This window comes from Nonomuraea indica (assembly GCF_002850745.1).
Taxonomy (GTDB): Bacteria; Actinomycetota; Actinomycetes; order Streptosporangiales; family Streptosporangiaceae; genus Nonomuraea; species Nonomuraea indica.
This window is the reverse complement of record NZ_KZ559479.1, coordinates 120,805-144,040: the sequence shown is the minus strand read 5'-3', so window position 1 is coordinate 144,040 and position 23,236 is coordinate 120,805. Positions and strand designations below refer to the sequence as shown.

Annotated in this window: 24 protein-coding genes and 2 pseudogenes; 10 read left to right on the top strand and 16 right to left on the bottom strand. The window is 73.7% G+C overall.

Translation table 11 applies throughout. The features are described 5' to 3' along the window. The first annotated feature begins 69 nt into the window (after positions 1-69). Both CXR44_RS29765 and CXR44_RS29760 read left to right on the top strand, forming a co-directional pair. Positions 70-264, top strand: a complete 195-nt coding sequence (locus CXR44_RS29765; protein ID WP_101789450.1) for a hypothetical protein — start codon at positions 70-72, stop codon at positions 262-264. Between the two features lie 127 nt (positions 265-391). Continuing rightward, positions 392-2,173 (top strand): nSTAND1 domain-containing NTPase, encoded by a 1,782-nt coding sequence (locus CXR44_RS29760; protein ID WP_342748609.1) that lies wholly within the window; start codon positions 392-394, stop codon positions 2,171-2,173. Positions 2,174-2,392: 219 nt separating this feature from the next. Here CXR44_RS29760 and CXR44_RS29755 read toward each other — a convergent pair whose 3' ends face one another. The 3 genes from CXR44_RS29755 to CXR44_RS29745 form a co-directional block, all read right to left on the bottom strand. Further along, entirely contained in the window at positions 2,393-3,769 is a 1,377-nt protein-coding gene (locus CXR44_RS29755) for a pentapeptide repeat-containing protein (RefSeq protein ID WP_144070130.1), read from the bottom strand. A gap of 70 nt (positions 3,770-3,839) precedes the next feature. Then, positions 3,840-4,400 carry a dihydrofolate reductase family protein gene (locus CXR44_RS29750; protein ID WP_101789447.1) on the bottom strand — a complete coding sequence of 187 codons (561 nt, stop codon included), beginning with the start codon at positions 4,398-4,400 and terminating at the stop codon, positions 3,840-3,842. Between the two features lie 186 nt (positions 4,401-4,586). Continuing rightward, positions 4,587-5,081, bottom strand: coding sequence for a hypothetical protein (locus tag CXR44_RS29745; protein WP_144070129.1), 495 nt, complete (start codon positions 5,079-5,081; stop codon positions 4,587-4,589). A 265-nt stretch (positions 5,082-5,346) separates the two neighbouring features. Here CXR44_RS29745 and CXR44_RS29740 point away from each other — a divergent pair, with 265 nt between their 5' ends. Then, complete coding sequence (locus CXR44_RS29740) at positions 5,347-6,108, top strand: IclR family transcriptional regulator (RefSeq protein ID WP_101789445.1); 762 nt, start codon at positions 5,347-5,349, stop codon at positions 6,106-6,108. A gap of 1 nt (position 6,109) precedes the next feature. On the opposite strand, the gene CXR44_RS29735 is transcribed toward CXR44_RS29740, so the two are convergent. The 5 genes from CXR44_RS29735 to CXR44_RS29715 form a co-directional block, all read right to left on the bottom strand. Further along, positions 6,110-6,625: a LysM peptidoglycan-binding domain-containing protein gene (locus CXR44_RS29735; RefSeq protein ID WP_101789444.1), complete on the bottom strand. Its 516-nt coding sequence runs from the start codon at positions 6,623-6,625 to the stop codon at positions 6,110-6,112. A gap of 10 nt (positions 6,626-6,635) precedes the next feature. After that, positions 6,636-7,541 (bottom strand): WXG100-like domain-containing protein, encoded by a 906-nt coding sequence (locus CXR44_RS29730; RefSeq protein ID WP_101789443.1) that lies wholly within the window; start codon positions 7,539-7,541, stop codon positions 6,636-6,638. Continuing rightward, on the bottom strand, positions 7,538-7,882 hold the full coding sequence (locus CXR44_RS29725) for a YbaB/EbfC family nucleoid-associated protein (RefSeq protein WP_101789442.1): 345 nt from the start codon (positions 7,880-7,882) through the stop codon (positions 7,538-7,540). Before CXR44_RS29725 ends, CXR44_RS29730 begins: the two co-directional genes overlap by 4 nt. Positions 7,883-8,143: 261 nt before the next feature. Continuing rightward, positions 8,144-8,509 (bottom strand): MmcQ/YjbR family DNA-binding protein, encoded by a 366-nt coding sequence (locus CXR44_RS29720; RefSeq protein ID WP_101789441.1) that lies wholly within the window; start codon positions 8,507-8,509, stop codon positions 8,144-8,146. Between the two features lie 124 nt (positions 8,510-8,633). Then, positions 8,634-9,206, bottom strand: a complete 573-nt coding sequence (locus tag CXR44_RS29715; protein ID WP_101789440.1) for a TetR/AcrR family transcriptional regulator — start codon at positions 9,204-9,206, stop codon at positions 8,634-8,636. 197 nt (positions 9,207-9,403) lie between these two features. Here CXR44_RS29715 and CXR44_RS29710 point away from each other — a divergent pair, with 197 nt between their 5' ends. Then, positions 9,404-10,159: an SDR family NAD(P)-dependent oxidoreductase gene (locus CXR44_RS29710; protein ID WP_245899547.1), complete on the top strand. Its 756-nt coding sequence runs from the start codon at positions 9,404-9,406 to the stop codon at positions 10,157-10,159. 80 nt (positions 10,160-10,239) lie between these two features. Here CXR44_RS29710 and CXR44_RS29705 read toward each other — a convergent pair whose 3' ends face one another. Continuing rightward, positions 10,240-11,202: a hydroxyacid dehydrogenase gene (locus CXR44_RS29705; RefSeq protein ID WP_101789439.1), complete on the bottom strand. Its 963-nt coding sequence runs from the start codon at positions 11,200-11,202 to the stop codon at positions 10,240-10,242. A 109-nt stretch (positions 11,203-11,311) separates the two neighbouring features. Here CXR44_RS29705 and CXR44_RS29700 point away from each other — a divergent pair. Beyond that, positions 11,312-11,581: pseudogene (locus CXR44_RS29700) on the top strand (FBP domain-containing protein); the annotation flags it as partial. Positions 11,582-11,599: 18 nt separating this feature from the next. Here CXR44_RS29700 and CXR44_RS29695 read toward each other — a convergent pair. Beyond that, positions 11,600-11,920 (bottom strand): DUF6204 family protein, encoded by a 321-nt coding sequence (locus CXR44_RS29695; protein WP_245899545.1) that lies wholly within the window; start codon positions 11,918-11,920, stop codon positions 11,600-11,602. Beyond that, positions 11,917-12,561 (bottom strand): TetR/AcrR family transcriptional regulator, encoded by a 645-nt coding sequence (locus CXR44_RS29690; RefSeq protein WP_101789437.1) that lies wholly within the window; start codon positions 12,559-12,561, stop codon positions 11,917-11,919. Before CXR44_RS29690 ends, CXR44_RS29695 begins: the two co-directional genes overlap by 4 nt. A gap of 310 nt (positions 12,562-12,871) precedes the next feature. On the opposite strand from CXR44_RS29690, the gene CXR44_RS29685 reads away from it, so the two are divergent. From CXR44_RS29685 to CXR44_RS29675, 3 genes are all read left to right on the top strand, one after another. Further along, on the top strand, positions 12,872-13,354 hold the full coding sequence (locus CXR44_RS29685) for a MarR family winged helix-turn-helix transcriptional regulator (RefSeq protein ID WP_180903767.1): 483 nt from the start codon (positions 12,872-12,874) through the stop codon (positions 13,352-13,354). A 99-nt stretch (positions 13,355-13,453) separates the two neighbouring features. After that, positions 13,454-14,557, top strand: coding sequence for an NAD(P)/FAD-dependent oxidoreductase (locus CXR44_RS29680; RefSeq protein WP_101789436.1), 1,104 nt, complete (start codon positions 13,454-13,456; stop codon positions 14,555-14,557). Positions 14,558-14,687: 130 nt separating this feature from the next. Continuing rightward, complete coding sequence (locus CXR44_RS29675) at positions 14,688-15,602, top strand: LLM class flavin-dependent oxidoreductase (protein WP_101789435.1); 915 nt, start codon at positions 14,688-14,690, stop codon at positions 15,600-15,602. Between the two features lie 17 nt (positions 15,603-15,619). Here the strand turns inward: CXR44_RS29675 and CXR44_RS29670 are convergent, their stop codons facing one another. Both CXR44_RS29670 and CXR44_RS29665 read right to left on the bottom strand, forming a co-directional pair. Next, positions 15,620-16,489 carry an aldo/keto reductase gene (locus CXR44_RS29670; RefSeq protein ID WP_342748608.1) on the bottom strand — a complete coding sequence of 290 codons (870 nt, stop codon included), beginning with the start codon at positions 16,487-16,489 and terminating at the stop codon, positions 15,620-15,622. A 62-nt stretch (positions 16,490-16,551) separates the two neighbouring features. Further along, positions 16,552-18,024 carry an SDR family oxidoreductase gene (locus CXR44_RS29665; protein ID WP_101789434.1) on the bottom strand — a complete coding sequence of 491 codons (1,473 nt, stop codon included), beginning with the start codon at positions 18,022-18,024 and terminating at the stop codon, positions 16,552-16,554. Positions 18,025-18,156: 132 nt separating this feature from the next. On the opposite strand from CXR44_RS29665, the gene CXR44_RS29660 reads away from it, so the two are divergent. Continuing rightward, positions 18,157-18,399: a hypervirulence associated TUDOR domain-containing protein gene (locus CXR44_RS29660; RefSeq protein ID WP_101789433.1), complete on the top strand. Its 243-nt coding sequence runs from the start codon at positions 18,157-18,159 to the stop codon at positions 18,397-18,399. A gap of 85 nt (positions 18,400-18,484) precedes the next feature. On the opposite strand, the gene CXR44_RS29655 is transcribed toward CXR44_RS29660, so the two are convergent. Beyond that, positions 18,485-19,087, bottom strand: a complete 603-nt coding sequence (locus CXR44_RS29655) for a CGNR zinc finger domain-containing protein (RefSeq protein WP_101789432.1) — start codon at positions 19,085-19,087, stop codon at positions 18,485-18,487. 142 nt (positions 19,088-19,229) lie between these two features. Between CXR44_RS29655 and CXR44_RS29650 the strand changes: the two are divergent. Next, positions 19,230-19,976 (top strand): annotated as a pseudogene (locus CXR44_RS29650) (MBL fold metallo-hydrolase); the annotation flags it as partial. A gap of 121 nt (positions 19,977-20,097) precedes the next feature. Here CXR44_RS29650 and CXR44_RS29645 read toward each other — a convergent pair. Then, positions 20,098-20,772: a TetR/AcrR family transcriptional regulator gene (locus CXR44_RS29645; protein WP_101789430.1), complete on the bottom strand. Its 675-nt coding sequence runs from the start codon at positions 20,770-20,772 to the stop codon at positions 20,098-20,100. Positions 20,773-20,821: 49 nt separating this feature from the next. Beyond that, positions 20,822-23,131: a xanthine dehydrogenase family protein molybdopterin-binding subunit gene (locus CXR44_RS29640; RefSeq protein WP_101789429.1), complete on the bottom strand. Its 2,310-nt coding sequence runs from the start codon at positions 23,129-23,131 to the stop codon at positions 20,822-20,824. Positions 23,132-23,236: the final 105 nt, after the last annotated feature.

Genomic DNA, 23,236 nt, shown 5'->3' with positions numbered 1-23,236 from the left:
ACGGTAGCCAAGACCATGATGGGCAAGTGATGATGATTACCGGGGTGAACGGAAGGAGATCGGGCCACGATGGCGCATTCTCCGCGCGACGTCGAGACCGAAATTGTCGATTTGACCGATTTATCGCTGTCCGCCATGGGATCGATCGGGCAGCGGCGTCTCCATCAGGTGGTCATGCGCATTCTGGCCGCCGACGCCGATCCGGCGGAGCCGCTGTTCGGCGGCGACCCGCCGTCGTCCCGGCCACCCGACGAGCAGCAGTGATGCGCGGGCGTCCGCGCCAGGCCCCGCCGTGGGCCCTGCGACGCCACGACGACCTGCGCAAGTCACCCGCCGGCCCCGGCGTTTCCTCTATCGTTGCTGCAGTGTCCACCGTCGCAAGGTACTGGTCATGGCCGCGAACAACGTGATGGCCCCCAATACCGCCTGCCCGTTTCCTGGCTTGCGCCCTTACCGGTCGACGGAAGAGGGCCTGTTCAGGGGACGCGCTCAGGAGTCCGCGCAGCTCGCAGCGCTTTGGCGCACCCGGGCATTGACGGTTCTGCACGGGCCTTCCGGAATAGGGAAATCCTCCCTTCTTCATGCCGGTGTTCTACCCCTTTTGCGGCGAATTGGGGCAGATGTGCTTCCGGTGGGCGGAGTAACGGCCGGACCGGTGTTCCCGGAGGCGGCGATCCCGTCGGCCAACCCGCTCGTCCGCGCGCTGCTGCGGAGCTGGGTGCCGGACACGTCGCTGCCCCCGGCGGGCGTCCACCGGTTCCTGCGGCGGGCCGGGCGCCCTTCCCGGCCCGTCCTCGCGGCCGTCGACCAGCTCGAGGACGCCTACGCGGGCGACCGTGACGCCGCGCGGCGCGAGCTTCTCGGCCTGCTCGCCCCGGCCCGGCACGTCCACCTGCTGCTGTGCATCCGCGACGACTGGCTCGACGCCTTCCTCGGCGAGGCGGAGGGGCTCTTCCCCGACATCGCCCTGTTCGGGCTGGGCGGGCTCGCCCCCGCGGCGGCGGCCGAGGCGCTGGGCCGCCCCCTGCGCGACGCGGGCCGCGTCGTTCCCCCGGCCACGGCCGAGGCGCTGGCCGACGACCTGGCCACGGAGCGGATCGTCGACGAGACCGGCCGCGTGCGGGCGAGCGAGCACCTGGAGGCGGTGCAGCCGTGGCAGTTGCAGGCCACGTGCCTGTGGCTGTGGCGCACCTGGCCCCAGGGCCATGGCGCGCCTCCCGGCACCCCGTCAGCCGTCACCTCGTCAGCCGTCACCCCGGCACCCGGCGACCCGGCACCTGGCGCCCTTGCATCGGGCGATCCGCCAGGCGGTCCCGTGGGAGCAGCCGCCGACCCGTCGGGCGGCGACCCGTCGGGGGTGACCGACGGCGCGATCCGTGGCGTGCTGTGGGATGCGATCTGGCGGGTGGCGGCCGCATTCGACCATGACCCCGTCCGCCTGTGCGGGTGGCTGGCCACCCACCTGGTCGCCCCGTCAGGAGCGGCCGGCACGCTGGCGGAAGGTCCCGCCGAAACCGCAGGCATGCCCAACGCGGTGCTGCGGGCTCTGGTGCGGCGGTCCGTCCTGCGGGTGACGGTCAGCGGCGGCGCGCGCACCTACGTCCTCGGCCACCGCCTTCTCGCGCCCCTCGGGCAGCTCGCCCGGCAGGCCGGCGCCCTCGGCGTCCCGGCGCTCGGGCTCTCCGACCGGCTGCGCGCCGCGCTGGAGGCGCTCGCGGACGGCGACCAGAGCAGAGCCGAACGGCACGCCCGCCACGTCGTCACGACCGCCACCCACGACCTGCGGCTGCAGATCGACGCGCACACCATCCTGGGCAACGTCGCCTTCGCCCGAGGTCAGCTCGCCGTGGCGCAGGACGCCTACCAACGCGTCCTCGTGCTGCTGGAGACCCAGCGGGACAAGGCGTCCGTGGGGGTCATGCTGGCGGCGATCGGCCGGCTGTCGCTCAGCCGGGGCGACCTCCCGGCCGCCCAGGGCCTGCTCCGCGCCGCGGCGGCGCGCCTGCCGGCGGACCGGTCGATCAAGGTCGAGCTGGCCAGGGCCCTGGCGGGCACCGGCCAGCGCACGGCGGCGGTCGCCATCCTGAGCACCGTCATGACGGCGGCCGAGGACGACGAGGCCCACGCCCTGCACCGTGACCTCGTCACCGAGATGAGCGACCACGCGACATGAGGCCCCGGGAAGACCGGGACATGACCTGACCCGGCCGCCACGTCGGGGCGTGTCCCTGCGCAGGCCGTGCGCCAGGAGGGGTGAGGAGGGCGCGTCAGGCCGGCGCGTCAGATCGGGCTCGTCCCGTCGGGCGCGTCAGGCCGGGCTCGTACCGTCGGGCGCGTCAGGCCGGGCTCCTACCGCCGGGTGCGTCAGAATGGGCGCGTCAGGCCGGGCGCGTCAGGATGGGCGGCGGGTGAGGCGGCCGTCCGGGAGGCGTTCCCAGCCTGACGGTACGCGCGCGCCGTCGGCCGCGATGGCGTCGGTCAGGTCGAGGCCCACGAGTTTGACCACCGTCAGGTCGACGCCGTCCAGCCGCGCCTGCCGGAGCTCGGCGCCGGACAGGTTGGCGTCGGTGAGGTCGCAGCCGCTCAGGTCGGCCCACGTCAGGCATATGTCGCTGGCCACGGCGCCGGCCAGCACGGCACCAGCCGCGGACAGGCGCTCGGCGTCGGCCCCCGACAGGGTCGCCCGCCGCAGCACCGCTCTGGCCAGTCCCGCGTCGCGTAAGATCGCGCCGTTGAGTTCGGCCTCGGTGAGGTCCGCCCGCACCAGGTCGGCCCCCGTGAGGTCGGCCTTAGCGAACCGGGCCCCGACGGCGCGGATATCCGCGAGCCTGGCGTGCCGCAGGTTCGCCCCGCGCAGGTCGGCGCCGCCGAGTTCGGCCCCGGCGAGATCGGCGCCGGGGAGGCCTGCCGCCTTCAGCAGGGCGCCGGCGAGCCGGGCGCCGCCCAGCCTCGCCCCGTCGAGCCGGGCACCGCGCAGGTCGGCGTCGTCCAGCGTCGCCCCGCTCAGGTCGGCCGCCGTGAGGTCCGCCCCGGCCAGCACGGCACCGGTGAGGTCGGCTCCGGCCAGCTTGGCGCCCACGAGGTCCAGGTGGTCGAGCCGGGCGCCGTGCAGCCTTAGCCGCCCCTGGTCCGCGTCGGCCGACCGGCGGACCAGCGCCGTCATCGCGGCCTGCAGGTCCTGCGGAACCTGCGTGACGGGGCCGGGCCTGGACTGCGACGTCCGCCGGACGAAGGCCGCCAGCGCCTCCATGACGGCCGGATGGTCGCGCGGCGAGTCGCGGGCGATGCGTTCCAGCGAGTGGATGCCGCCGAGCCGGATGTCGGCGGCCTCGTTGCCGAGCTGGTCGACGGCACGCATGAATCGGTCGGTCAGCTGGGCGTTCTCGCTCTGCTCCAGCGACCGCCGGGTGGCCTCGGTCTGCTCGCGCGCCTGCAGCATGGCCAGTTCGAGCGTCTGCCGGTTCAGCTCGCTCTGCTGGCGCGCCAGGTTGAACGTGCGCGCCGTGTAGACGAACCCGCCCAGGGCGAGGACTCCGGCCAGGACCTGGATGACGCGCCCGCGTGCCGCGTCCCTGGCCACGCGCAGCTCCTTGCCGCGCTCGGGCCCGGCGAGATGCTCCACGTCGTGCGCCGCGATCAGGTCCGCGAGCGGCCAGAGCAGGAACGTCAGCACGGCGACCACCGCGACCCCGGCGGCCGAGACGGCGATCACGATCCCGATCCCGCTCCGCCGGCGCGGCGGCGGCTGTTCCTTCGCTGCTTCACCCACACAGCCACCGTAGAGGCGGGTGGCCGCCGCGCAAGGTGCCGTCCGGAGCCGTTTCCCGGTCCCCGGCGGTTCAGGAGCGCTCCGGCTCGTAGTGCAGGGCGGTGACGCCGCACGCGAACGGGCGGGCGGCGACCAGGCGGAGCCGCCGGCGGGCGCCGGCGGCGAACACGGGCAGGCCACCCCCGGTCGCGACCGGGTTGACGAACAGGTGCAGCTCGTCGAGCAGCCCCTTGGCGATCAGTTCGGCCGCCAGCGTGGCCCCGCCGTAGGTGATGATGTCGCCGCCCGGCTGTTCCTTCAGCCGGTGCACGGTCTCGGCGAGGTCGCCGCCGGCGACGACGGCGTTCTCCCACGGCGACTCGGTGAGGGAGTTGGAGATCACGACCTTGGGTGTGGCGTTCATCCAGTCGATGGACTTCTGGTCCTCGCCCTCGGGCCCGGCGGCCCAGGCCGGGATGAACCCCTCGGCGAGCCTGCGGCCCAGCACCATGCAGTCCACCGGCCGGCTGAGCTCGTCGACGTAGGCGTTGAGGTCGTCGGTCCACGGGCCCGCCAGCCAGTCCATCGCCCCGCCCGGGCCGGCCAGGTAGCCGTCGACGGTGGTCTGGACCTGGAGCTTGAACGTACGCATGAGGGTTCCTCTCGGGATGTTGCGGCGGCGTGTCCGCCTTGGCGATGAGTCAACCCTCCCATCAGGCCCTTAAGGTTTCCTTCCGCCGGCCTTACGGGACCACGGGCGGGGGACCCGGACGGCGCGACCGGGCCGCACCGGCCGGTCACGGTGCGGACGGATCGGACGGGGGGCGCGCGCGGCCCGTCACGGTTGATCGCTCGTGGGCGTTTCGTCCTCGGCCTGCCTGGGGGCGGTCCGTCGCTCGGCGATGACCAGGGTGACCGCGGCCAGCAGGTAGAACGGGGACAGAACCAGCAGGTATCCCATCGACAGGTCGCTGCTGTCCAGCGCTGACATCCCGGCGTAGCCGAGGGCCAGCCCGAGAACCGCCAGGGCCGCCGCCGCCCAGAACCTGACGCGGCGGCCGCGCTCCCCGGGCAGCACGAGCACGACGGCGGCCAGCAGGAGGACCAGGCCGGATTCCAGGGCGTACTCGAGCAGCCGGAGAGCGAGCGGTGAGCGGCTCGTGGCGATCATCGCCACCGTCGCGGTGTCCGCCGGGGCACGGCTCACCTCCTCGCCGTGGTCAGCCGGATCCGTTCCGACGAAGGGATGCTCGGTGCTGAGCAGCTGCGGGAGACCCGCCAGGACGAGGGTCAGCACGCGCCAGAACGCGGGAGTCTCCCTCCACCGTCGCAACCGTGCCTCCACAGCCTCGATCCGTTCCCCGTCAGGCGACTCGGCCGTGCGACGACGTCGCTCGCCGGCCTCCAGGCGCGGCGGCCGGAGATCAGCATCTCACGCCCGCTCGTCCGGCACGCGGAACAGGTGCATGGCCACCGTTGACGTGGACTTGCCGCAGGGTGCGGGCTGTGTGACGGCCCCGTTCACCGGTTGCATGTCCATATATCTGGACGGCAACCCATATGCTGACACCATCGGTGCACGTCGAGATGGAACGAGCATGAAGCCCCCGTTGATGAAGTCGGCCGAGCGTACGGTCCGCGTTCTGGAGACCCTGGCCGAGGCGCGCGGGAATCTGACCCTGTCGCAGCTCCAGCAGCGCACCGGTTTCCCGCGCAGCAGCCTGCACGGCCTCATGCGGACGCTGGTCGAGCTCAACTGGGTGGAGGCGGACCCGGCCACGTCGACGTTCGGCATCGGGCCGCACGCGCTGCTGACCGGGACCGCGTACCTGAAGAAGGACCCGGCGCTGCCGTTCGCCCGGCAGGCCCTCGACGATCTGCGGGCCGAGGTCGGCCACACGGTGAACTTCGCCCGCCGGGACGGCGCGCACGTGATCTTCCTGGGCTCGCGGGAGGCGCGAGACGCCCCGCACACGCCGCCCAAGGTGGGCGGGCGGCTGCCCGCCCACGCGACCGCGCTCGGCCAGGTGCTGCTCGCCCAGCTCACCGACGGCGAGGTCGCGGCCCTGCTGCCCGCCACGCTGGCGGCCCGCACCGAGCACACCGTCACCGACCGGGCACGCCTCGCCGGCGAGCTGGACCGGGTGCGCGTCCGGGGGTGGGCCTACGAGCGGGGGCAGTGCACGCCCGGCGTGGCCTGCGTGGCCGCGACGGTCGACTACCGCATTCCCGCCACGGACGCGATCAGCTGTTCGGTGCCGGACGGGCTCGCGCCGGCGCTGGTGGAGCGTGTCACCGAAGCGCTGGTGCGGCACACCCGCGCCCTGGCCGCCACCCTGCGCAGGGAGGGCATCCGCTAGGTCACGGCTGTTCGGGGTCCGGCAGGGCGGCGAGGATCGCGGCGACGCTCTCCCAGTCGGCCACCTCGACGCGGTCGGCCGTCAGGCGCAGCCGCCTGCCGATCCCCTGATGGCCCTCCTCCAGCGACTTGAGGCCCTGGGTGAACTGGCCGGAGACGGCCTCGTACCCCCTCTCGCCGCCCTCCCCCTTGAAGAAGGTGGTGCCGAGCGTGCCCTGGCCCCAGAAGTCACCGATGGCGTTCAGGTCGTCGGCCGCCTGCCTGGCGACGTCCGCGAGATCGACGGCCTCGTCCTCGAAGACGCCGGCGACCGCCCTGAGGTGGCGGGGATAGATCTCCATGGGCAGGCGGAGCACCATGCCGGGCCGGACCGCCGCGGGGTCGGCGAGGACGTCGCGGTTGGCCTCGTAGATGGCCTTCCACCGCGAGGCGTCCTCGAAGTACTCCTCGGCGAGGCTCCACAGCGTGTCCTCCGGCGTCAGCGTGACGCTCTCCGGCCGCTCCGGGGGTTCGGTCATGAGTCTCTCCTCAGCCGGCGGGTTTGTGGGCCATGGTGAAGTAGAGCAGGATCCTGCCCAGGGTCTCCTTCCAGGTGGGGACGAGCTCCCCACCGCTCTGCCCGTTCAGCAGGTCGTAGCTGGGCCCGTAGCCGATCGAGCCGCCGGCCATGCGTCCCAGGAAGTACTGGAGGTCGGCGTTCTTGGTGACGGCGCGGGCCGCGGGCATCGCCGCGTCGAACACCCCGTAGAAGGCGACCGAGGCCGCGAACTCCTTCAACGCCTGTCTGGTGTTGTCGCCGAGCGAGCCCGGGTCCTCGCCGCGTGCCGCCCGGACGCCGGCCACCACGGCCACGTCGCCGACGGCGAAGAACGTGCTCCCGATCGTGTATTCGGTGAGCTTGCTGGCCACGATCCTGGCCACGGCGTGTTCGAGCAGCTTGGACAGCATCTTCGCCTGCAGCCGCCGGATGAGGAACTGCGTGATCTGGTAGGCCACCCCCGCCTGCCAGGGGAAGGTGGTGATGAAGACGAAGCTCGCGAAGTTCGCCAGGGCGGCCGTCCAGTAGGCGTGCTGCGCCGTCTCGACGACGTCCGCGTACTCCTCGCACGCCTCGCTGTTGCGGCGGCAGACCTGGGCGAGCAGGCCGGGGTATCCGACGTCGGGAGGCGGCGGGTAGAGCCCGGCGGTGACGGTCTCCTTGAACGCCTCGACGCCCTCGCCGGCGTTCCTCTTCCACACCGCCTCGGCGGCGGGGTAGGTGTACTGCGGGCTCTGCTCGAGGCGGTCGGCGAGCCGCGACCAGACGTCACGGGCCTGCCGGGCGCGCGCCGGGTCGCCGTCGGGGTACTCGACAGCGAGCATCTTGAAGACGAACGCCGCGATCCCGAGCGTGCCGGTGGCGTAGATCGAGACCCGTCCGGGCCGGACGCTCAACGGCCCGGGTCCAGCGGGGTGCCGTCGAGGAAGGGCCCTACCAGCTCCCTGGCCCGCCTTTCGGCGTCGGCGGTCGCCTGGCCGGCCGCCGAGAGCACGGCCTCGGCCAGTTCGGCCGAGCCGAGCCGCAGAGCCCGCGGATCGATCGTGAGACCGACCAGCGCGCCGGTCAGCGAGGTCTCGGCGGTGACACGCCCCTGCTCGTCCGTGCCGCGGCCCCGGACCCCGGCGATCTGCTCCTGAAGCTCCCGCAGCGCGGCGACCTCGCCGCTGAACTGCTCCAGCAGCCGGTCGAGCTCCTTGTCACCGCTTCCCTGAAGCGGGTCCACAGGCGATGTCATCGTGCTCCTGGCCCTGGCACGCTCGGCCGCGTGCGGGGCGGGTCGGGTACATGATCGACCTAAAACCTAATACAACTGGTAGGTAATAGGGAAATCCTTGGGTGGCGCCTTCCGGCCGATCATCGTACCGGCGCGGGGCACGTGGAGGGACGCCCGTGCCTGCGGGCCGACGCCCCGGTGGGCCGCCGACGCGGCCCTCGGAGGACCGGGCCGCGGGACGCCGTCGTCACACGGCGGGCCCGGGGACGTGGCCGGCACTCGTCACGGTGAGCCTCCGCCGGGCCAGCCCTGAGCGGCTCGGGCGGCGTAGACCTTCTTCGGCACGACCATCCGCCAGGCCTCCACCACCAGCTCGCACATCTCGTCGTGGTCGAGGACGGCCATGCGGGCGCACACCCAGTTGTAGCGCAGGTCGCTCTCGGGAGGCAGGAGGAACTTCGACGGCTCGGCGGCCACCAGCGCGGCGCGTTCGTCCTTGGGGAAGGCGAAGCCCAGCACCGTCTCGTCACGCGAGAACGACACGTACACGATCGAACCCACCCGGAACTTGATCCGATCCCGGACGAGGTGCTCCGACGAACGCGGCAGCGTCACCGCGAGCCGCCGCACGTCCTCGACTGTGACCATGCCGCCACCCTAACCATCCAGCGGTCGGAGCGGTCGGGAGCCGGACGACGCCCCTCCGCGCGGACCTGCCCCTGCGGCGTTTCCCCGCGGTCGGCACCGGCACCCGAGCACGTCGGCCGTCAGCTCATCCGCCACCCCTGGCCTGGGAGTCGAGGCCGCTGCGGAGCAGCGTCCAGGCCCGTTCGGCGGTCTGGCGCCGGACGGCCGCCGGGTACTTCGACAGCACTCCGGCGATCATGGCGACGGCGAGGACGAGGTCGTCGACGGTGGCGTCCGCGCGGACGCGCCCCGCCCGGCGGGCCTCGGCGAGCGGGCCGTCCAGCAGGGCCGCCACGCGGTCGCGCACGCGGAGGACACGCGGGTCGGCCGGCGTCGCGCTCACCATGTCGATGAACGCCGTCGAGGCGATCGTCTGCTCCGTCATCAGCGCCAGCACGTCGTCGAGCGTCGTGCCGGGCTCGGCGGCCAGCGCCTCCAGCTCGCCGACGCCGTCCTCGAACACGGCCAGCGCCAGGCTGACACGGTCGGGGAAGTGCCGGTAGAGGCTGCCCTGGCCGACGCCCGCGGCGCGGGCGATCGCGGTGAGCGGCGCGTCGTAGCCATCGGCGGCGAACAGCTCACGGGCCGCCGCGATCAGCGCGGCCCGGTTCGCGGCGGCGGCGCTGGGCCCTCGGTTGGTACGGCGGGCGTCCGGCATGGCGGCCAGCGTAGCAACCGGACGATGTCATCCGGTCGGCCTCGACACCGGCCGGGCGGGCGCGTTACGGTGACAACCGGACAGCACTGTCCGGTTGTCGAGCAGCGCGTCACGGCGCGGCTGTCGCCGGACCCTCGCCCTCCAGCGCGTGCCGTGGTCGCCCGGCCGCCGTCACTCCCCCTCGAAAGGACGCGCACGTGACCATCCCCACCTTCGACAAGCGCATCGCGCTGGTCACCGGAGCGGGCTCCGGCATCGGCCGGGCGATGGCCGTCGCCTTCGCCGCGGCCGGCGCCCGCGTCGTGGTGTGCGACATCGACGCCGGCAGCGCCGCGGACACGGCCGCCGGGATCGGCGACGCCGCCCTTCCCGTGACCGCCGACATCTCCGCCGAGGACTCCGTGGCCGCGCTGGTCGAGACCGCGATCAGCACGTACGGCCGCATCGACGTCCTGTGCAACAACGCCGGGATCATGGACACGATGGCGCTGCCCGCCGACATCCCGCCGCACCTCTGGGAGCGGGTGCTGCGCGTCAACCTCACCGGGACGTTCCTCGTCACGCACGCCGTGCTGCCGCACATGCTGAGCCAGGGCGGCGGCGCGATCGTCAACACGGCGTCCGAGGCGGGCATCCGCGGCGGCGCCGCCGGCGCCGCCTACACCGCCTCCAAGCACGGCGTCGTCGGCCTGACCCGCAGCGTCGCCTGGGCGTACGCCAAGGACGGCATCCGCTGCAACGCCATCCTGCCCGGCCCCACCCTGACCGGCATCGTCACGAACACCACCCTCGACCCGGCCGGCGCGGCCCGGCTGTCTCCCGTGCTCACCCTCGGCGAGCGGCTGGCGCAGCCCGAGCAGATGGCCGACGCCGCCCTCTTCCTCGCCTCGGACGCGGCCTCCTTCGTCAACGGCGCGATCGTGCCCGTGGACGGCGGCTGGTCCGCGGCCTGAGCAGCCGCGCACCGGCCGCCCCAGGGCAGGCGTGCCACCCTCGGCCCGGGTCGGGGCGGCGGCCGGTTCTCGCGGAGGGGTCAGGCGGAGAACGCGAGGCCGTCCCGGCTGATCTCGTGCTCGAGGGGCAGGCCGTCGAGGAAGCGGAAGAGCTCGCCGGCGGCGAGTTCGCCGAGTCTGGCCTGGTCGGTGCCGAGGCTGCCCGCGATGTGCGGGGTGATCAGCGCGTTCGGCAGGGTGAAGAGGGGATGCCCGGACGGCAGTTCCTCCGGCTCGGTCACGTCCAGCACGGCGAAGACGTCGTCCCTGGCGGTCAGGAACTCCACCAGCGCGTCGTGGTCGACGAGCCCGCCCCTGGCGGTGTTGAGCAGCGTGCCGCCGTCCGGCATCAGGGCCAGGCGGGCCGCGGAGATCATGTGGTGGGTGGCGGCGTTGTGCGGCGCGTGCAGCGACAGGACGTCGCTGCGCGCGATGACGGTGTCCAGATCCTCGATCTCGACTCCCTGCTGCTCGCCGGCGTACGGGTCGTGGGCGAGCACGCGCAGGCCGCTCGCTGCCAGCCGCCGGGCGACGAGCCGCCCGATGTGGCCGAGCCCGACCAGACCGACCGTGGCCCCGTCCACGCCGCGCACGCCCGTCCTGGCCACCGGCGCCCGTGCCGTGCGGGCGTCCAGGGCCAGCCGCCAGGCGTTCTTCAGCGACAGGTGGACCTGGGCGCAGGTGAAGTCGGCGACCGCCACGGCATTGGCGGCGGCGGCCGTGGAGACCCGCACGCCACGGGTCCACACGGCGTCGGTGACGATCCCCCGTACGCTGCCGGCGGCGTGCAGCACCAGCTCCAGCGACGGCAGCCGGTCCAGCACCTCCCCGGTCAGCGCCGTGGCGTCCCATCCGGTGACGAGGACGCGGACGTCCTGCCGTGGACCGACGTCCGGATCGAACTCGACGAGCTGAGCCCGACGTCCGATGAGCTTCCTGGTCTCGTCCGTGAGGACCGTGCGCGACCATGTGCGGCCGATGCAGACGCCGACCACTGATGTCATGAGTTACCCGCTTTCTCGGTGAACTACTGACGATCTTGGCAGCTCCGGAGCCCCGCTTCTCGCCGGGCTCGATCGGCGGCCGTCAGGCCGGTGGCCCTCACGCGGCTTCACCGCGCGCAGCATGTGCTCGCTGTGCCTGACCACGCACACCAACGGCGGCGTGGCGCTGATGACCGCGCGGCGGACCGGCGCGGCGGACCGGCGAGGCGGGCCGCCAGGGCGACTCGGTCGGGCAGTACGTGCGCACCGGCCCGCCTCCCCCCGCGGCAGGAGGCAGGCCGCGGGGGGAGGCGTCGTCGACGAGTCGCTCACCCGGGCGGAGAAGGTCGCCCGCGTCCGGGCCGACCTGCGCTCCTTCCTGGACAGGGTGACGGCTTGACCGCCTCCCCCGGCCGCGTCAGCCCGTCAGCCCGCCGGCGGCGGCGCGACCCCTGCGCCGCACCTTGATCTCCCGCATGTCCGTCACCGCGAGCCGCAGGATCTCGTACGGAAGCCCGAACGCCTCCAGCGCGGCCATCGCCCCCAGCGCCGCCTCGTCCTCGCCGTCGTCGGGCCCGGCGGGGACCTCGCAGCGGAAGGTGAACGCGGTGACACCCGCGTCATGGGTGAACGTCCCGGCCTCGGTGAACGCCGTGCCGGCCGCGGCCAGCACGGCGGCCCGGCCCTCGGCGTCCAGCCTCGCGAACTTGCCTCTGATCGTCACTCTGAACACGGTCATGCGGACTCCTCTCGTACGGCATAGGCGAGGACGCGCTCGCCGAGCACGTCCTGCGCGGTGTCGATGAGCCGCAGCACGGCCGCGGCGATCTCGTCGGGCCGCTCCCCGTCGGCGGTGCGCCGGCCGATCTCGGACAGGACCAGCGCGTGCAGGCTGCCGATGTGCCAGGCCATGACGCGAGGCAGCGGGTCATCGGGAGCAGCGCCGGTCTCTTCGGCCAGCACGTCGGCCAGCGCGTCGGTCATCTGGTGGCCCAGACTCTCCAGCCGGGCGGTGAGCGTGGGGGCGGCCCGCATCATCTCCAGGACGCGGCCGAACCCCTCGTCCAGGCCCACCCGGCGGGCGCGCCCGCGCACCTCCTCGCGCAGCCGCGCCAGCACGGCCTCCGCCGCCGACTCGCCGGGCCGCCGCTCGCGCACGATGTCGGCCAGCCGCCGCGGTGACGCCTCCTCGGGCGGCAGGACGAGGTCCTCCTTGGCCGAGAAGTAGTTGTAGACGGTGTTCACCGACACCTCGGCGGCGGCCGCGACCTCGTTGATCGTGACGTTGTCGAAGCCGTGTTCCACGAACAGGCCGATGGCCACGTCGCTGATGCGCTGCCGCGTCTGCCGCTTCTTCCGCTCCCGCAGCCCTTCGCTCATGTTCTGGAGCCTACTGCAAACTTTAAGTCCATTGCAGTTTTCGGCGTGGCGGCCCGGCGGATGAGCAAGAGCCCACCCGCCCGGAAGGGGGCGGGTGGGCTCCTCGCGCGCGAAGTCACCGGCCTCACGATGACCGGCGGCTCCCTGACGGGTTGGACGCCTCCGGCGGGTGGAAAGTTCGCGCGGCGCGAGGCCCGCGTCCGTCGCCGCGCGTCACCGCCCACGCCCTGGAGCGGAGAACGCCGGGAACGGCGCCGCCACAGCTAGTTCGTCCCACGAATTGAGCGGTGATTCTCGGTACCATGGCCGCGTGGCCGAGAAGAATGATGGAGAGATCGGGGTCGTGGCCGGGCTGGTGCGGTCGACGTTCCTGGTGAACGCGGTGTACGCCGAGTCAGCCCGCGAGTACGACCTCACCGCGCAGCAGGGTCAGCTGCTGTGCGTGCTGATGGCGCGACCGTACGGGATGAGCGAGCTGGGCGCGACGCTGCGACTGGCGAAGTCGAGCCTGACCGGGCTGGTGGACCGGACCGAGCGTAACGGCCTGGTGGAGCGCAGGCCGGACCCGGAGGACTCGCGCGCGGTGCGGGTCGCGCTCACCAGGCGGGGCGGCAGGCTGGCGGCGGAGTTCTACGAGGAGACCTGCCGGCGGATCGAGCAGCTGGCGACGGGGCTCACCGACGCCGAACGCGACGCGCTCGCCGGGCTGCTCGGGCGGGTCGTGCTGGAGAACAACACCCCGGCGGTCTTCCCGGAGTCCGACACGGGAGCCCCGGCCGGCCGCACCCGCTGAAAACGCCCGCTCCTGGCACCGGAGTTGCAGTTCGTAGCACGAACTAATATGGTTCGTAGCACGAACTGCAACTCTTCTTTTCGGTAGGAGCGTGAAATCATGAGCCGTACGGTCGCGGTCGTGGGCGGAGGCTACGGGGGTTCGGCGCTGGCCAAGGCGCTGGACGCGGAGGCCGACGTCGTTCTCATCGACCCTCGGGACGCGTTCGTCAACACGGCCGGGTCGCTGCGGGCGCTGACCCAGCCCGACTGGGCCGGCGCCATGTTCTTCCCCTACGACAGGTGGCTGACGCGGGGCACGGTGATCCGCGACCGAGCGGTCTCGGTCGACCCCGGCGGCGTCACCCTGGCCTCAGGCCGGCGCGTCGAGGCCGACTACCTGGTCCTGGCCACGGGCTCCAGCTACGCCTATCCGGCCAAGCCCGACGCCGACTCCACCGGCGAGGCCCTCGACGACCTGCGTCGCACCCACAAGGAACTGGCCGGCGCCGACCGGGTGCTGATCCTCGGCGCCGGGCCGGTCGGTCTGGAGCTGGCCGGGGAGATCAAGGAGGTCTGGCCGCACAAGCACGTGACCGTCGCCGACCCGACCGGACAGCACCTCGCCGGCTTCCGGCCGGAGATGCGCCAGGACCTCTACCGCCAGCTCGACGAGCTCGGCGTCCGGCTGCGGCTGGGCACCGGCCTGGTGGCGCCGCCGCCGACCGAGCCCGGCCGGGCGGGGACCTTCACCGTCACCACCGCCGGAGGCGACGAGATCACCGCCGACATCTGGTTCCGCGCCCACGGCGTACGCGTCAACAGCGGCTACCTCGCCGACGGCCGCCTCGCCCCCCGCACTCCGCGGGGACAGGTCGCCGTCACCGAGACCCTCAACGTCCGCGGCCACGACACCGTGTACGAGCACGTCTACGCCATCGGCGACATCACCGACGTGGCCGAGGCCAAGATGGCCGGATACGCGATGCAGCACGCCGAGGTGGTCGCCAGGAACATCACCGCCCACCTGAACGGTGAGCGCCCCACGGCCACCTACCGGCCCCTGCCCCACCCCATGATCCTGCTCCCGCTCGGACCGCGCGGCGGCGTCGGCCAGCTGCCCACACCCGACGGCCCGGTCGTCGTCACGGCCGAGACGGTCTCGCAGTACAAGGGCGCCGACCTGTTCACCGGCCGCTTCACCGAACAGTTCGGCAGCGCCTGAAGGAGCGGAGCCGCGGACGAGCCGTTCGCGCCGCCCGCGCCGGACGGACCCGAGCCCGCCCTCCGGGCGGACGCCCGGTGATCACCCCCATCGACGATGAACCACCCGATCGAAAAAGGAAGGCAGACCCTTGTCTGTACGAGAAGTCGTCTTCGGCTTCGGCGCGCACAGCGGCGTCGAGCAGGCGCCGGAGTTGCTGAGCCTGGTCCAGCAGGCCGATCGTGACGGGCTCGACCTGTTCTCGCTGTCGGACCATCCCTACCTCGGCGGGCGCCTGGACGCCTATGCCTCCCTCGCCTTCGTCCTCGGGCGTACGCGGCGCATCTCCGGCTTCGCCAACGTCACCAACCTGCCGACCCGGCCCGCTGCCATGCTGGCGCGGACGGTGACGTCGCTGTCGGCGCTGTCCGGCGGCCGCGTCGTGCTCGGCATGGGCGCGGGCGGGCTGTGGGACCGGATCTCCGCCATGGGCGTGCCACGGCTGTCGCCGAGCGACGCCGTGGACGCCTTCGAGGAGGCGATCGTCCTGGTCAGGCTGCTGTCGGGCGGCGGCCCCCCGGTCACCTACCGGGGCCGCCACTACCAGGTCGAGCGGATCGAGCCGGCTCCGGTGGCCGCACCTCCCGTGTGGACCGGATCGGTCGGCCCTCGATCGCTGGCTGCCACCGGCCGCGTGGCCGACGGCTGGATCCCCGGCCACGCGGCCGACTGGCTCAGCGAGCGGTACCGGACCTCGCGGCCGATCATCGACGAGGCGGCGGCCGCCGCGGGCCGCGACCCCCGCGAGATCCGCACCGTCTTCAACTTCCCCGGACGCGTCACCGAGCGGCCGCTGCCCGCCACCCGCGACGGCGACGGCCGCTGGATCGGCGGCTCCGTCGGCCAGTGGGTCGAGGAGCTGACCGGCGCCGTCCTGGAGCACGGCGCGTCGGGTTTCACGCTCTTCGCCGCCGATCACTCCGCGCCGGATCCCGTCACGCTCGGCCGCTGGGCCGCGGAGATCGCCCCGGCCGTACGCGAGGCGACCGCGCGGAAGGACGGCTGAACCGTCCTGCCCCGCGGTCAGCCGAGGCGGGCGAGTTCCTCCTCGCCGAGCTCCAGCGTGGCCGCCGCGACGGAGTCGAGGATCGTCTCCGGGCGGCTGGCTCCGGGGATCGGGATGACGACGGGGCTGCGGGCGAGCTCCCACGCGAGGCAGACCTGCTGCGGGGAGACGCCGTGCGCCTCGGCGATCTCGGTGAAGGCGGCGTGCCGCCGGCCCAGCTCCCCGGCGCTGCTCATGCCGCCCAGCGGGGACCAGGGAAGGAAGGCCAGGCCGAGCTCGGCGCAGACGTCGATCTCCGGCTCGCTGGAGCGGAAGCGCGGAGAGTACTCGTTCTGGACGCTGACCAGGCGGTCGCCGAGGATGTCGTGCGCGAGCCTGATCTGGTCCGGGCCGGCGTTCGAGATGCCGGCCATCTGGATCTTGCCCGCGTCGTGCAGTTCCTTCAGCGCGCCCATGGTCTCCTCGTACGGCACCGCCGGGTCGGGCCGGTGGTGCTGGTAGAGGCCGATGCTGTCCACGCCGAGGGCCTTGAGGGAGCGGTCGCAGGCCTGCTTGAGGTACGCCGGGCTGCCGTCGACGGACCAGCCGCCGCCGGGCGTGCGGGTGTGCCCGCCCTTGGTCGCGACGAGCACGGTGCCGGCGTCGCCCGACCACTGGGATAGGGCGCGGGCGACCAGGCGCTCGTTGTGGCCGATGTCGGTGTGCGAGGGAGTGTAGGCGTCGGCGGTGTCGATCAGGGTGATGCCGGCGTCCAGGGCGGCGTGAACGGTACGGATCGCCTGCCTCTCGTCCGGCATGTGCCCGGCCACCGACATGGGCATGGCGCCCAGTCCGATGACCCCGACGTGACGGTGACCGATGGTGCGCGTTCTCATGGCGTCGTGCATGGTTCCACCATGTCGCCTGGAGCGGGCTCCAGGTCAAATGCCGCCGCCCGTGTCGGCGTGGCCTACCCGGACGGCCGGGACTCGTTCCGTGCGGCGGCCGCCGCCACGTTGACGGGCATCCGGCCGAAGATCAGGCCGTGGAACGGCGAGATCGCCCACCAGTAGAGGTGGCCGAGCAGGCCGCGCGGGTGGAAGATCGCCCGCTGGGTGTAGACGGTGCGGTCGCCGGAGCGGGTGACGCCGAGTTCGAGCCAGGCCAGGCCGGGCAGCCGCATCTCGGCGCGCAGCCGCAGCAGCCGCCCGGGCAGCACCTCCTCCACGCGCCAGAAGTCGATGGAGTCGCCCACCCGCAGCCGGGCGGCGTCCCGTCGGCCGCGCCGCAGCCCGACCCCGCCGACGAGCCGGTCCAGGAGCCCCCGGGCCTGCCAGGCGACGGGGAAGGAGTACCAGCCGTTGTTCCCGCCGATGCCCTCGATGACCTGCCACAGCGTCTGAGGGGCGGCGGCCACCTCACGGCTGCGCTCGTCGACGTAGAGGCTGCCGCCCGCCCAGGCCGGGTCGGTCGGCAGCGGTTCGCTCGGGGCGCCGGGGTGGGAGGCCGACGACCACCGGGTGGCCACGTCGGCTCCCTTGATCTTCGTCAGGGCCAGGGCCACCGCCTGGCGGAAGCCGATCAGCCCGTCGGGCGGGTCGGGCACGTACCGGGCGATGTCGTGCTCGCGGCAGACCGCCTCGTTGCGCAGCGACTCCACCAGCGGCCGCGCGATGCCCGGCGGAACCGGCGTGACCAGCCCGACCCACAGGCTCGACAGCCTCGGGCTGAGCAGCGGGACCGGGATGATCACCCGTCGGGGCAGACCGGCGACGGAGGCGTACCCGTGCATCATGCCCGCGTAGGTCAGCACGTCGGGGCCGCCGATGTCGAACGCCCTGTTGACCGTGCCGGGCACGCCGGCCCAGGCGGTGAGGTAACGCAGCACGTCACGCACGGCGATGGGCTGCGTGCGGCTGCGCACCCAGCGCGGAGTGCTCATGACGGGCAGCCGCTCGGTCAGGTAACGCAGCATCTCGAACGACGCCGAACCCGACCCGATGATCATCGCGGCGCGCAGCACCACCGCCGGGACGTCGCCTCGCAGGAAGATCTCGCCGACCTCGGCCCGGGAACGCAGGTGCGGGGAGAGCCGCTCGTCGGGGACGAGCCCGCCGAGGTAGACGATGCGGCGCACCCCGGCCCGTGCCGCCGCCTCGGCGAACGTCCGCGCCGCCAGCCGGTCGCGCTCGGCGAACCGGCCGGTCGCGCCCATCGTGTGCACGAGGTAGTACGCCACCTCGACGCCGTCGAGGGCCGCCCGGGACCGCTCGGGGTCGGTCGCGTCGGCCACCGCCACCTGGACGCGGTCCGCCCACGGCAGGTCGCGCAGCCGGTCGGGGGAGCGCGCCATGCAGCGGACCTCGTGGCCGGCCGCGAGCAGTTCGGGGACCAGCCGGCCGCCGATGTAACCGGTCGCCCCGGTGACCAGGCAACGCGCCACGGCACCCCCTCTCCCTCACGGGCGGCTGCCCGGGAGAGTTCCGCCCGAACCACGGTCGATCCGGATCAGGGGTAAAGCGGGAATTTGCCCGCGGAGCGGAGTGCGCGCGCACGCCAGGGTAGCGCGGAGCGCATGGGTGACAAGCGCGACAAAGAGCCCGGCATCGGTGACGAGGTCACGTGGCGGAGCCATGGGAACACCGTCCACGGCACGGTGGAGAAGAAGATCACCGAGCGGACGCGGGAGGCGGGCCGCACCGTCGCGGCGTCCGAGGACGAGCCCCAGTACGTCGTCCGCAGCTCCGGCACCGGCAAGAAGGCCGTCCACAAGCCGTCGGCGCTGCACGAGGACGGCGAGGGACCGTCACAGGGGTGACCTGGCGGGTGACCTGGCGGGTGACCTGGCGGGTGACCGGGCCGGCCGGCGTCATGGGCCGGCCTGGGCCCGGCGGGCACGGGCGTCATGGGCCGACCTGAGCCCGGCGGGCGTAGGCGCGGGCGGCGCGGGCGCGGTCGCCGCAGCGCACCGAGCACCAGGTGCGGCGGCCGTGCCGCAGCAGGTAGCGGTTGCAGGGAGCGGAGCCGCAGGCGGTGAGGCGTCCGGCGTCGGGGCCGGTGAGCAGGTCGGCGGCGCTGGCGGCCAGCGTCGCCAGAGCGTGGTCGACGATCTGGGTGGTGGGGTGCGGGGCGGCGCGGTAGAGGCCGCGGGTGGGGTCCCAGCGCAGCAGGTCGGACGCGGGGGCGCGGGTCAGCGCGTCGTTGACGGCGTTGAGCGCGCCGGTGGGGACGGGGTGCCCGTCCACCTGGGAGGCGAGCAGCGCCCGGATCTGTTCGCGCAGGGTGCGCAGCTGAGCCGCGCACATCTCGCGCAGCCCGGCGTCGGTGCCGGCGGGAGCGAGGCCGTGGTCGGCGAGCCACCGGCCGGCGTCCGCCGGGGTGCCCAGGAGGTCGACGAACTGGCCGCCGGGCAGGGCGATGGCGCTGTTGGCGAAGTCGAGGGCGGGATACTGCTCCGCCCCCGGCGCGGACGGCGGGGCAGGCGTGGCGGGGGCGCTCTCCTCCATGCCCTCATGGTACGGCTTGCGCTCATCCGTGAGAAACCGCTACCGTCACTCACGGATAACCCGCTTCCTATCCGTGAGGTGTTGTGGTCATGGCTTCTACCGGCACGATCCGTGAGCAGTTCCCGTCCGCGTCCTCGGCGGCCCGACCGCCCTCTTCGAGTACGGCGGGCTGAGGTTCCTCACCGATCCGACCTTCGACGCACCCGGCGGCTACCCGAGACCCGGTGGCCGGCCGCTGACCAAGACCGCGCCCCCCGCCGCCGGCCCCGCCGAGCTCGGCCGCATCGACGTGGTCCTCCTCTCCCACGACGAGCACCCCGACAACCTCGACGACTCCGGCCGGGCCCTGCTCGCCGACGTCCCCCTCACCCTCACCACGCCCGGTGGCGCGCGACGCCTCGGAGGCGGAGCCAGGGGGCTGGCCGACTGGGAGTCGATCGACCTGGACCGTCCCGGAGGCGGCACGATCACCGTGACGGGACTGCCCGCCATCCACGGGCCCGGCGCCCGAGAGCTGGTCGAACCGATCACCGGGCAGGTCGTCGGATTCGCGCTGACCGGAGAGGGGCTGCCCACGGTCTACGTGAGCGGCGACAACGCCTCCCTCGACGCGGTCAAGGAGATCGCCGAGCGCTTCGGCCCGGTGGACACCGCCATCCTCTTCGCCGGGGCTCCCCGCTTCCCCGTCCTGTTCGACGGCGCGCCGCTGGTCCTCGACAGCGCCCAGGCCGCCCAGGCCGCCGAGATCCTCGGCGCCCGCCGGGTCGTGCCGGTGCACTACGACAGCTGGGCGCACTTCACCGAGGGCCTGGAGGACCTGGTGGCCGCCTTCACCGCCGCCGGGCTGGCCGACCGCCTGCGGCTGGACCCGACGGACACCCGCCGGTAGGCGCCCGGGGAAGTCCGTGCACGACGCGTGCGGCCAGGCCGGCCCGACAAGCTCGCCCACGGGCGCCGGCAGCCGCCCGCGACCGCTCTCAGCGGGCGCCGCGAGCCGCCCACGACCGCTCTCAGCGGGCGGCGCGGGCCAGCGCGCCGGCCACCAGGGTCGCCAGCGTCTCCTCCAGCATGCGGGCGAAGTCCGTCCTCAGCACCGCGAGCGACGGATCGGCCTCGTAGGCGGCGAGCATCGCCGGCGACGGCCGCGCGTGCGTCCAGACGGCTCCCGTCACCAGGATCGCCTGCGCGCACAACGGGCGCGCCAGCTCCCCCAGCTCGGGCAGGTGACGTGCCGCCAGCGCGGCCAGCTCACCGACGTTCGCCAGCGCGGCCCTCTTGTGGCGGGCCGCGACCTCGGCGGAGACGTTGTGCTCCAGCACCCCGGCCTGGGCGCTGAGCAGGTCGCACAGCACCCGCCGCCGCGCCAGCGAACGGGCGAGCACCGCGGCGAACCGGTCGCCGCGCCCTGCCGCCGGGCCCGCCGGGTCGATCTCGGCCGCGAGCAGGCCGGGCAGCTCGGCCGTCCACTCCCGCCGGGCGCGGTCCAGCAGCTCCAGCAGGATCGCCTCCCGCGAGTCGAAATAGCGCAGCACGTTGGACTTGGCCAGCCCGACGCGCCGGCTCAGCTCGTTGAGGCTGATATCGCCCACCGGCATCTCGTCGAGCATCGCCGCCGTGGCGTCGAGGATCGCCCGCCGGCGGATCGCGCGCTGTTCCTCGCTCCGCGCACGCTGGAACGTCGTCACGCCGCCAGTCTACGAACCACCGGTTCCTTGGATCCGGCCACGGAGCCCGTCACAGCAGCTGGTCCAGGGTGATCGGCAGCTCGGTCAGCCGCCGCCCCGTCGCGTGCCGCACCGCGTTCGCGACCGCGGCGGCGACCCCGGTGATGCCCACCTCCCCCGCCCCGACCACGCCGAGCGGCATCGTCGGGTCGGGGTCGTCCAGCACGTGCACGTCGATCCGCGGCACGTCGGCGTGGACCGGGATGTGGTACTCCGCCAGGCTCGGGTTCATGATCCGGCCGGTACGCGGGTCCACCAGCGTCTCCTCGCCCAGCGCCATGCCCAGCCCCATGACGATCCCGCCGCGCAGCTGGCTGCCGGCCAGCTTGGGGTTGACCACCGTGCCGATGTCGAACACCCCCGTCCACCGCGTGACCCGCACCTCGCCCGTGTCGGAGTCGACGCGCACCTCGCAGAACTGCGCCCCGGTCGCCGCCCGGCCGAACCCCCGCAGGCCGCGCAGCGCCCGGCCGAACGACCGCGCCTGCCCCGCCACCCCGGCCAGCCGCGACCCCGTGCCGACCGCCGCCTCCACCTCGCCGCGACCCGCCCGGCCGAGGATCACCGCGTACGTCTCCCCCGCGCCGGGCCGGCCCACCCGGAACAGCCCGCCGTCGCGCGCCTCGACGTCACCTGGCGCGCACCCGCGCAACGGCGAGTCGGGCGACCGCCCGGCCAGGTCGAGCACCTCCCGCCTGACCTTCTCGCAGGCGGCCAGCAGGTCGGCGGCCACGCTCGCCGTCTGTATCGACCCGCCGCCCATCGGCCCCACCGGCTGGTCTGAGGAGCCGTACTCGACCGTCACCGCCTCGACCGGCACCCCCAGCGCCTGCGCGGCGATCTGGGTCTGCGCCGTCGAGGCCCCGTTGCCGAACTCGTGGAACCCGCACCGCACGAGCACCGACCCGCCGGCCGACAGCCGCACCGTCACCTGCGCGCCCATCATGAGCGCCGGGTGGTAGGCCGTGGCCACCCCCATGCCGACCAGCCACCGGCCGTCCCGCATCGAGCCCGGCCGCGGGTCCCGCCTGTCCCAGCCGAACCGTTCGGCGCCCGCCGCGTACGCCTCGCGCACCCTGCGGTGGGAGAACTTCTTGCCGTCCACCGGGCCCACCTCAGGATCGTTGCGCATGCGCACCTCGATCGGGTCCAGGCCCAGCCGGACGGCCAGCTCGTCGACGGCCGACTCCAGCGCGAACGTGCCGATCGACTCGCCCGGCGCCCGCATGGTGGTGTTGGGCAGGACGTCCAGTCGCGCCCGCTTCTGCTCGGCCAGGATGTTGTCGCAGGCGTACTGATGCCGGGTGACTCCCGTCACCGGCTCGACGTCGCCACCCGAGCGTCCCGTCCGGGTGATCGCCGTGTGCACGATCGCGGTCAGCGTGCCGTCCGGCCGCGCGCCCAGCGCCACCCGCTGCACCGACGGCGTGCGGCCGCCCACGGTGCGGTAGACCTCCTCGCGGGTCAGCATCAGCCGCACCGGCCGGCCCACCGCCCGCGCCGACAGCGCCGCCAGGAGCGTGCCGGCCCACACCCGGAACTTGCCGCCGAAAGCGCCGCCGACGTACGTCGAGACGACGCGCACCCCGTCGGCCGGCACGCCGAACCGGTTGGCCAGGTGTTTGCGCAGCCAGCCGATGTGCTGGGTCCCCTCATGCACGGTCAGCCGGTCGCCGTCCCAGACCGCGGTGGTCGAGTGCGGTTCGAGCGCGTTGTGGTTGTACGGCGGCGTGCGGAAACGCAGGTCCACCGAGACGGCCGCCGCGGCGAGCGCGGCCGGGGCGTCACCCTTGACCGTCCGGCCCGGCTGCACGGGGTTGCCCTTGTCGGGTTCGGCGTGGTCCAGCTCGGCCGCGAAGTCGACCGTGGCCGGGCTCTCCTCGTAGCCGACGCGCACCAGCCGGGCGGCGTGCCGTGCCGCCTCCAGGCTCTCGGCGACGACCACCGCCACCGGCTGGCCGTCCCAGTGGACCTCGTCGGTGCCCAGGTAGTCGACCGGCGTGCCGGAGACGGCGCCGCTCAGGTCGAACGGGGTCGGCCGCCGTGCCGGCTTCAGCTTGGGCGCGTTCAGGTGGGTCAGCACGGCCAGCACGCCCGTGACGGCGGCCGCCTCGTCCGTGTCGATGCGCGTGACGCGGCCCCGCGCGATCGTGGCGGGCACGAGCGCGGCGTGCGCCAGATCGGGATAGGGGTACTCGGCCGAGTAGCGGGCCGCGCCCGTGGTCTTCTCCCGGCCGTCCACCCGGTCGACCGGCGCGCCCACCGGGCGGACGCCCGTCGCGCCGCCGGGCGGGGCCGGCGCCTCGGTCACCGTGGTCATGCCGTGCTCCTCTCGTCACCCGTACCCGCCGGACCTCCGTGACCGGGCCGACCGGTCACGCTCACGTTGCCCACACCGCTCCGGCCGCTCATGCTGGTCATTCCG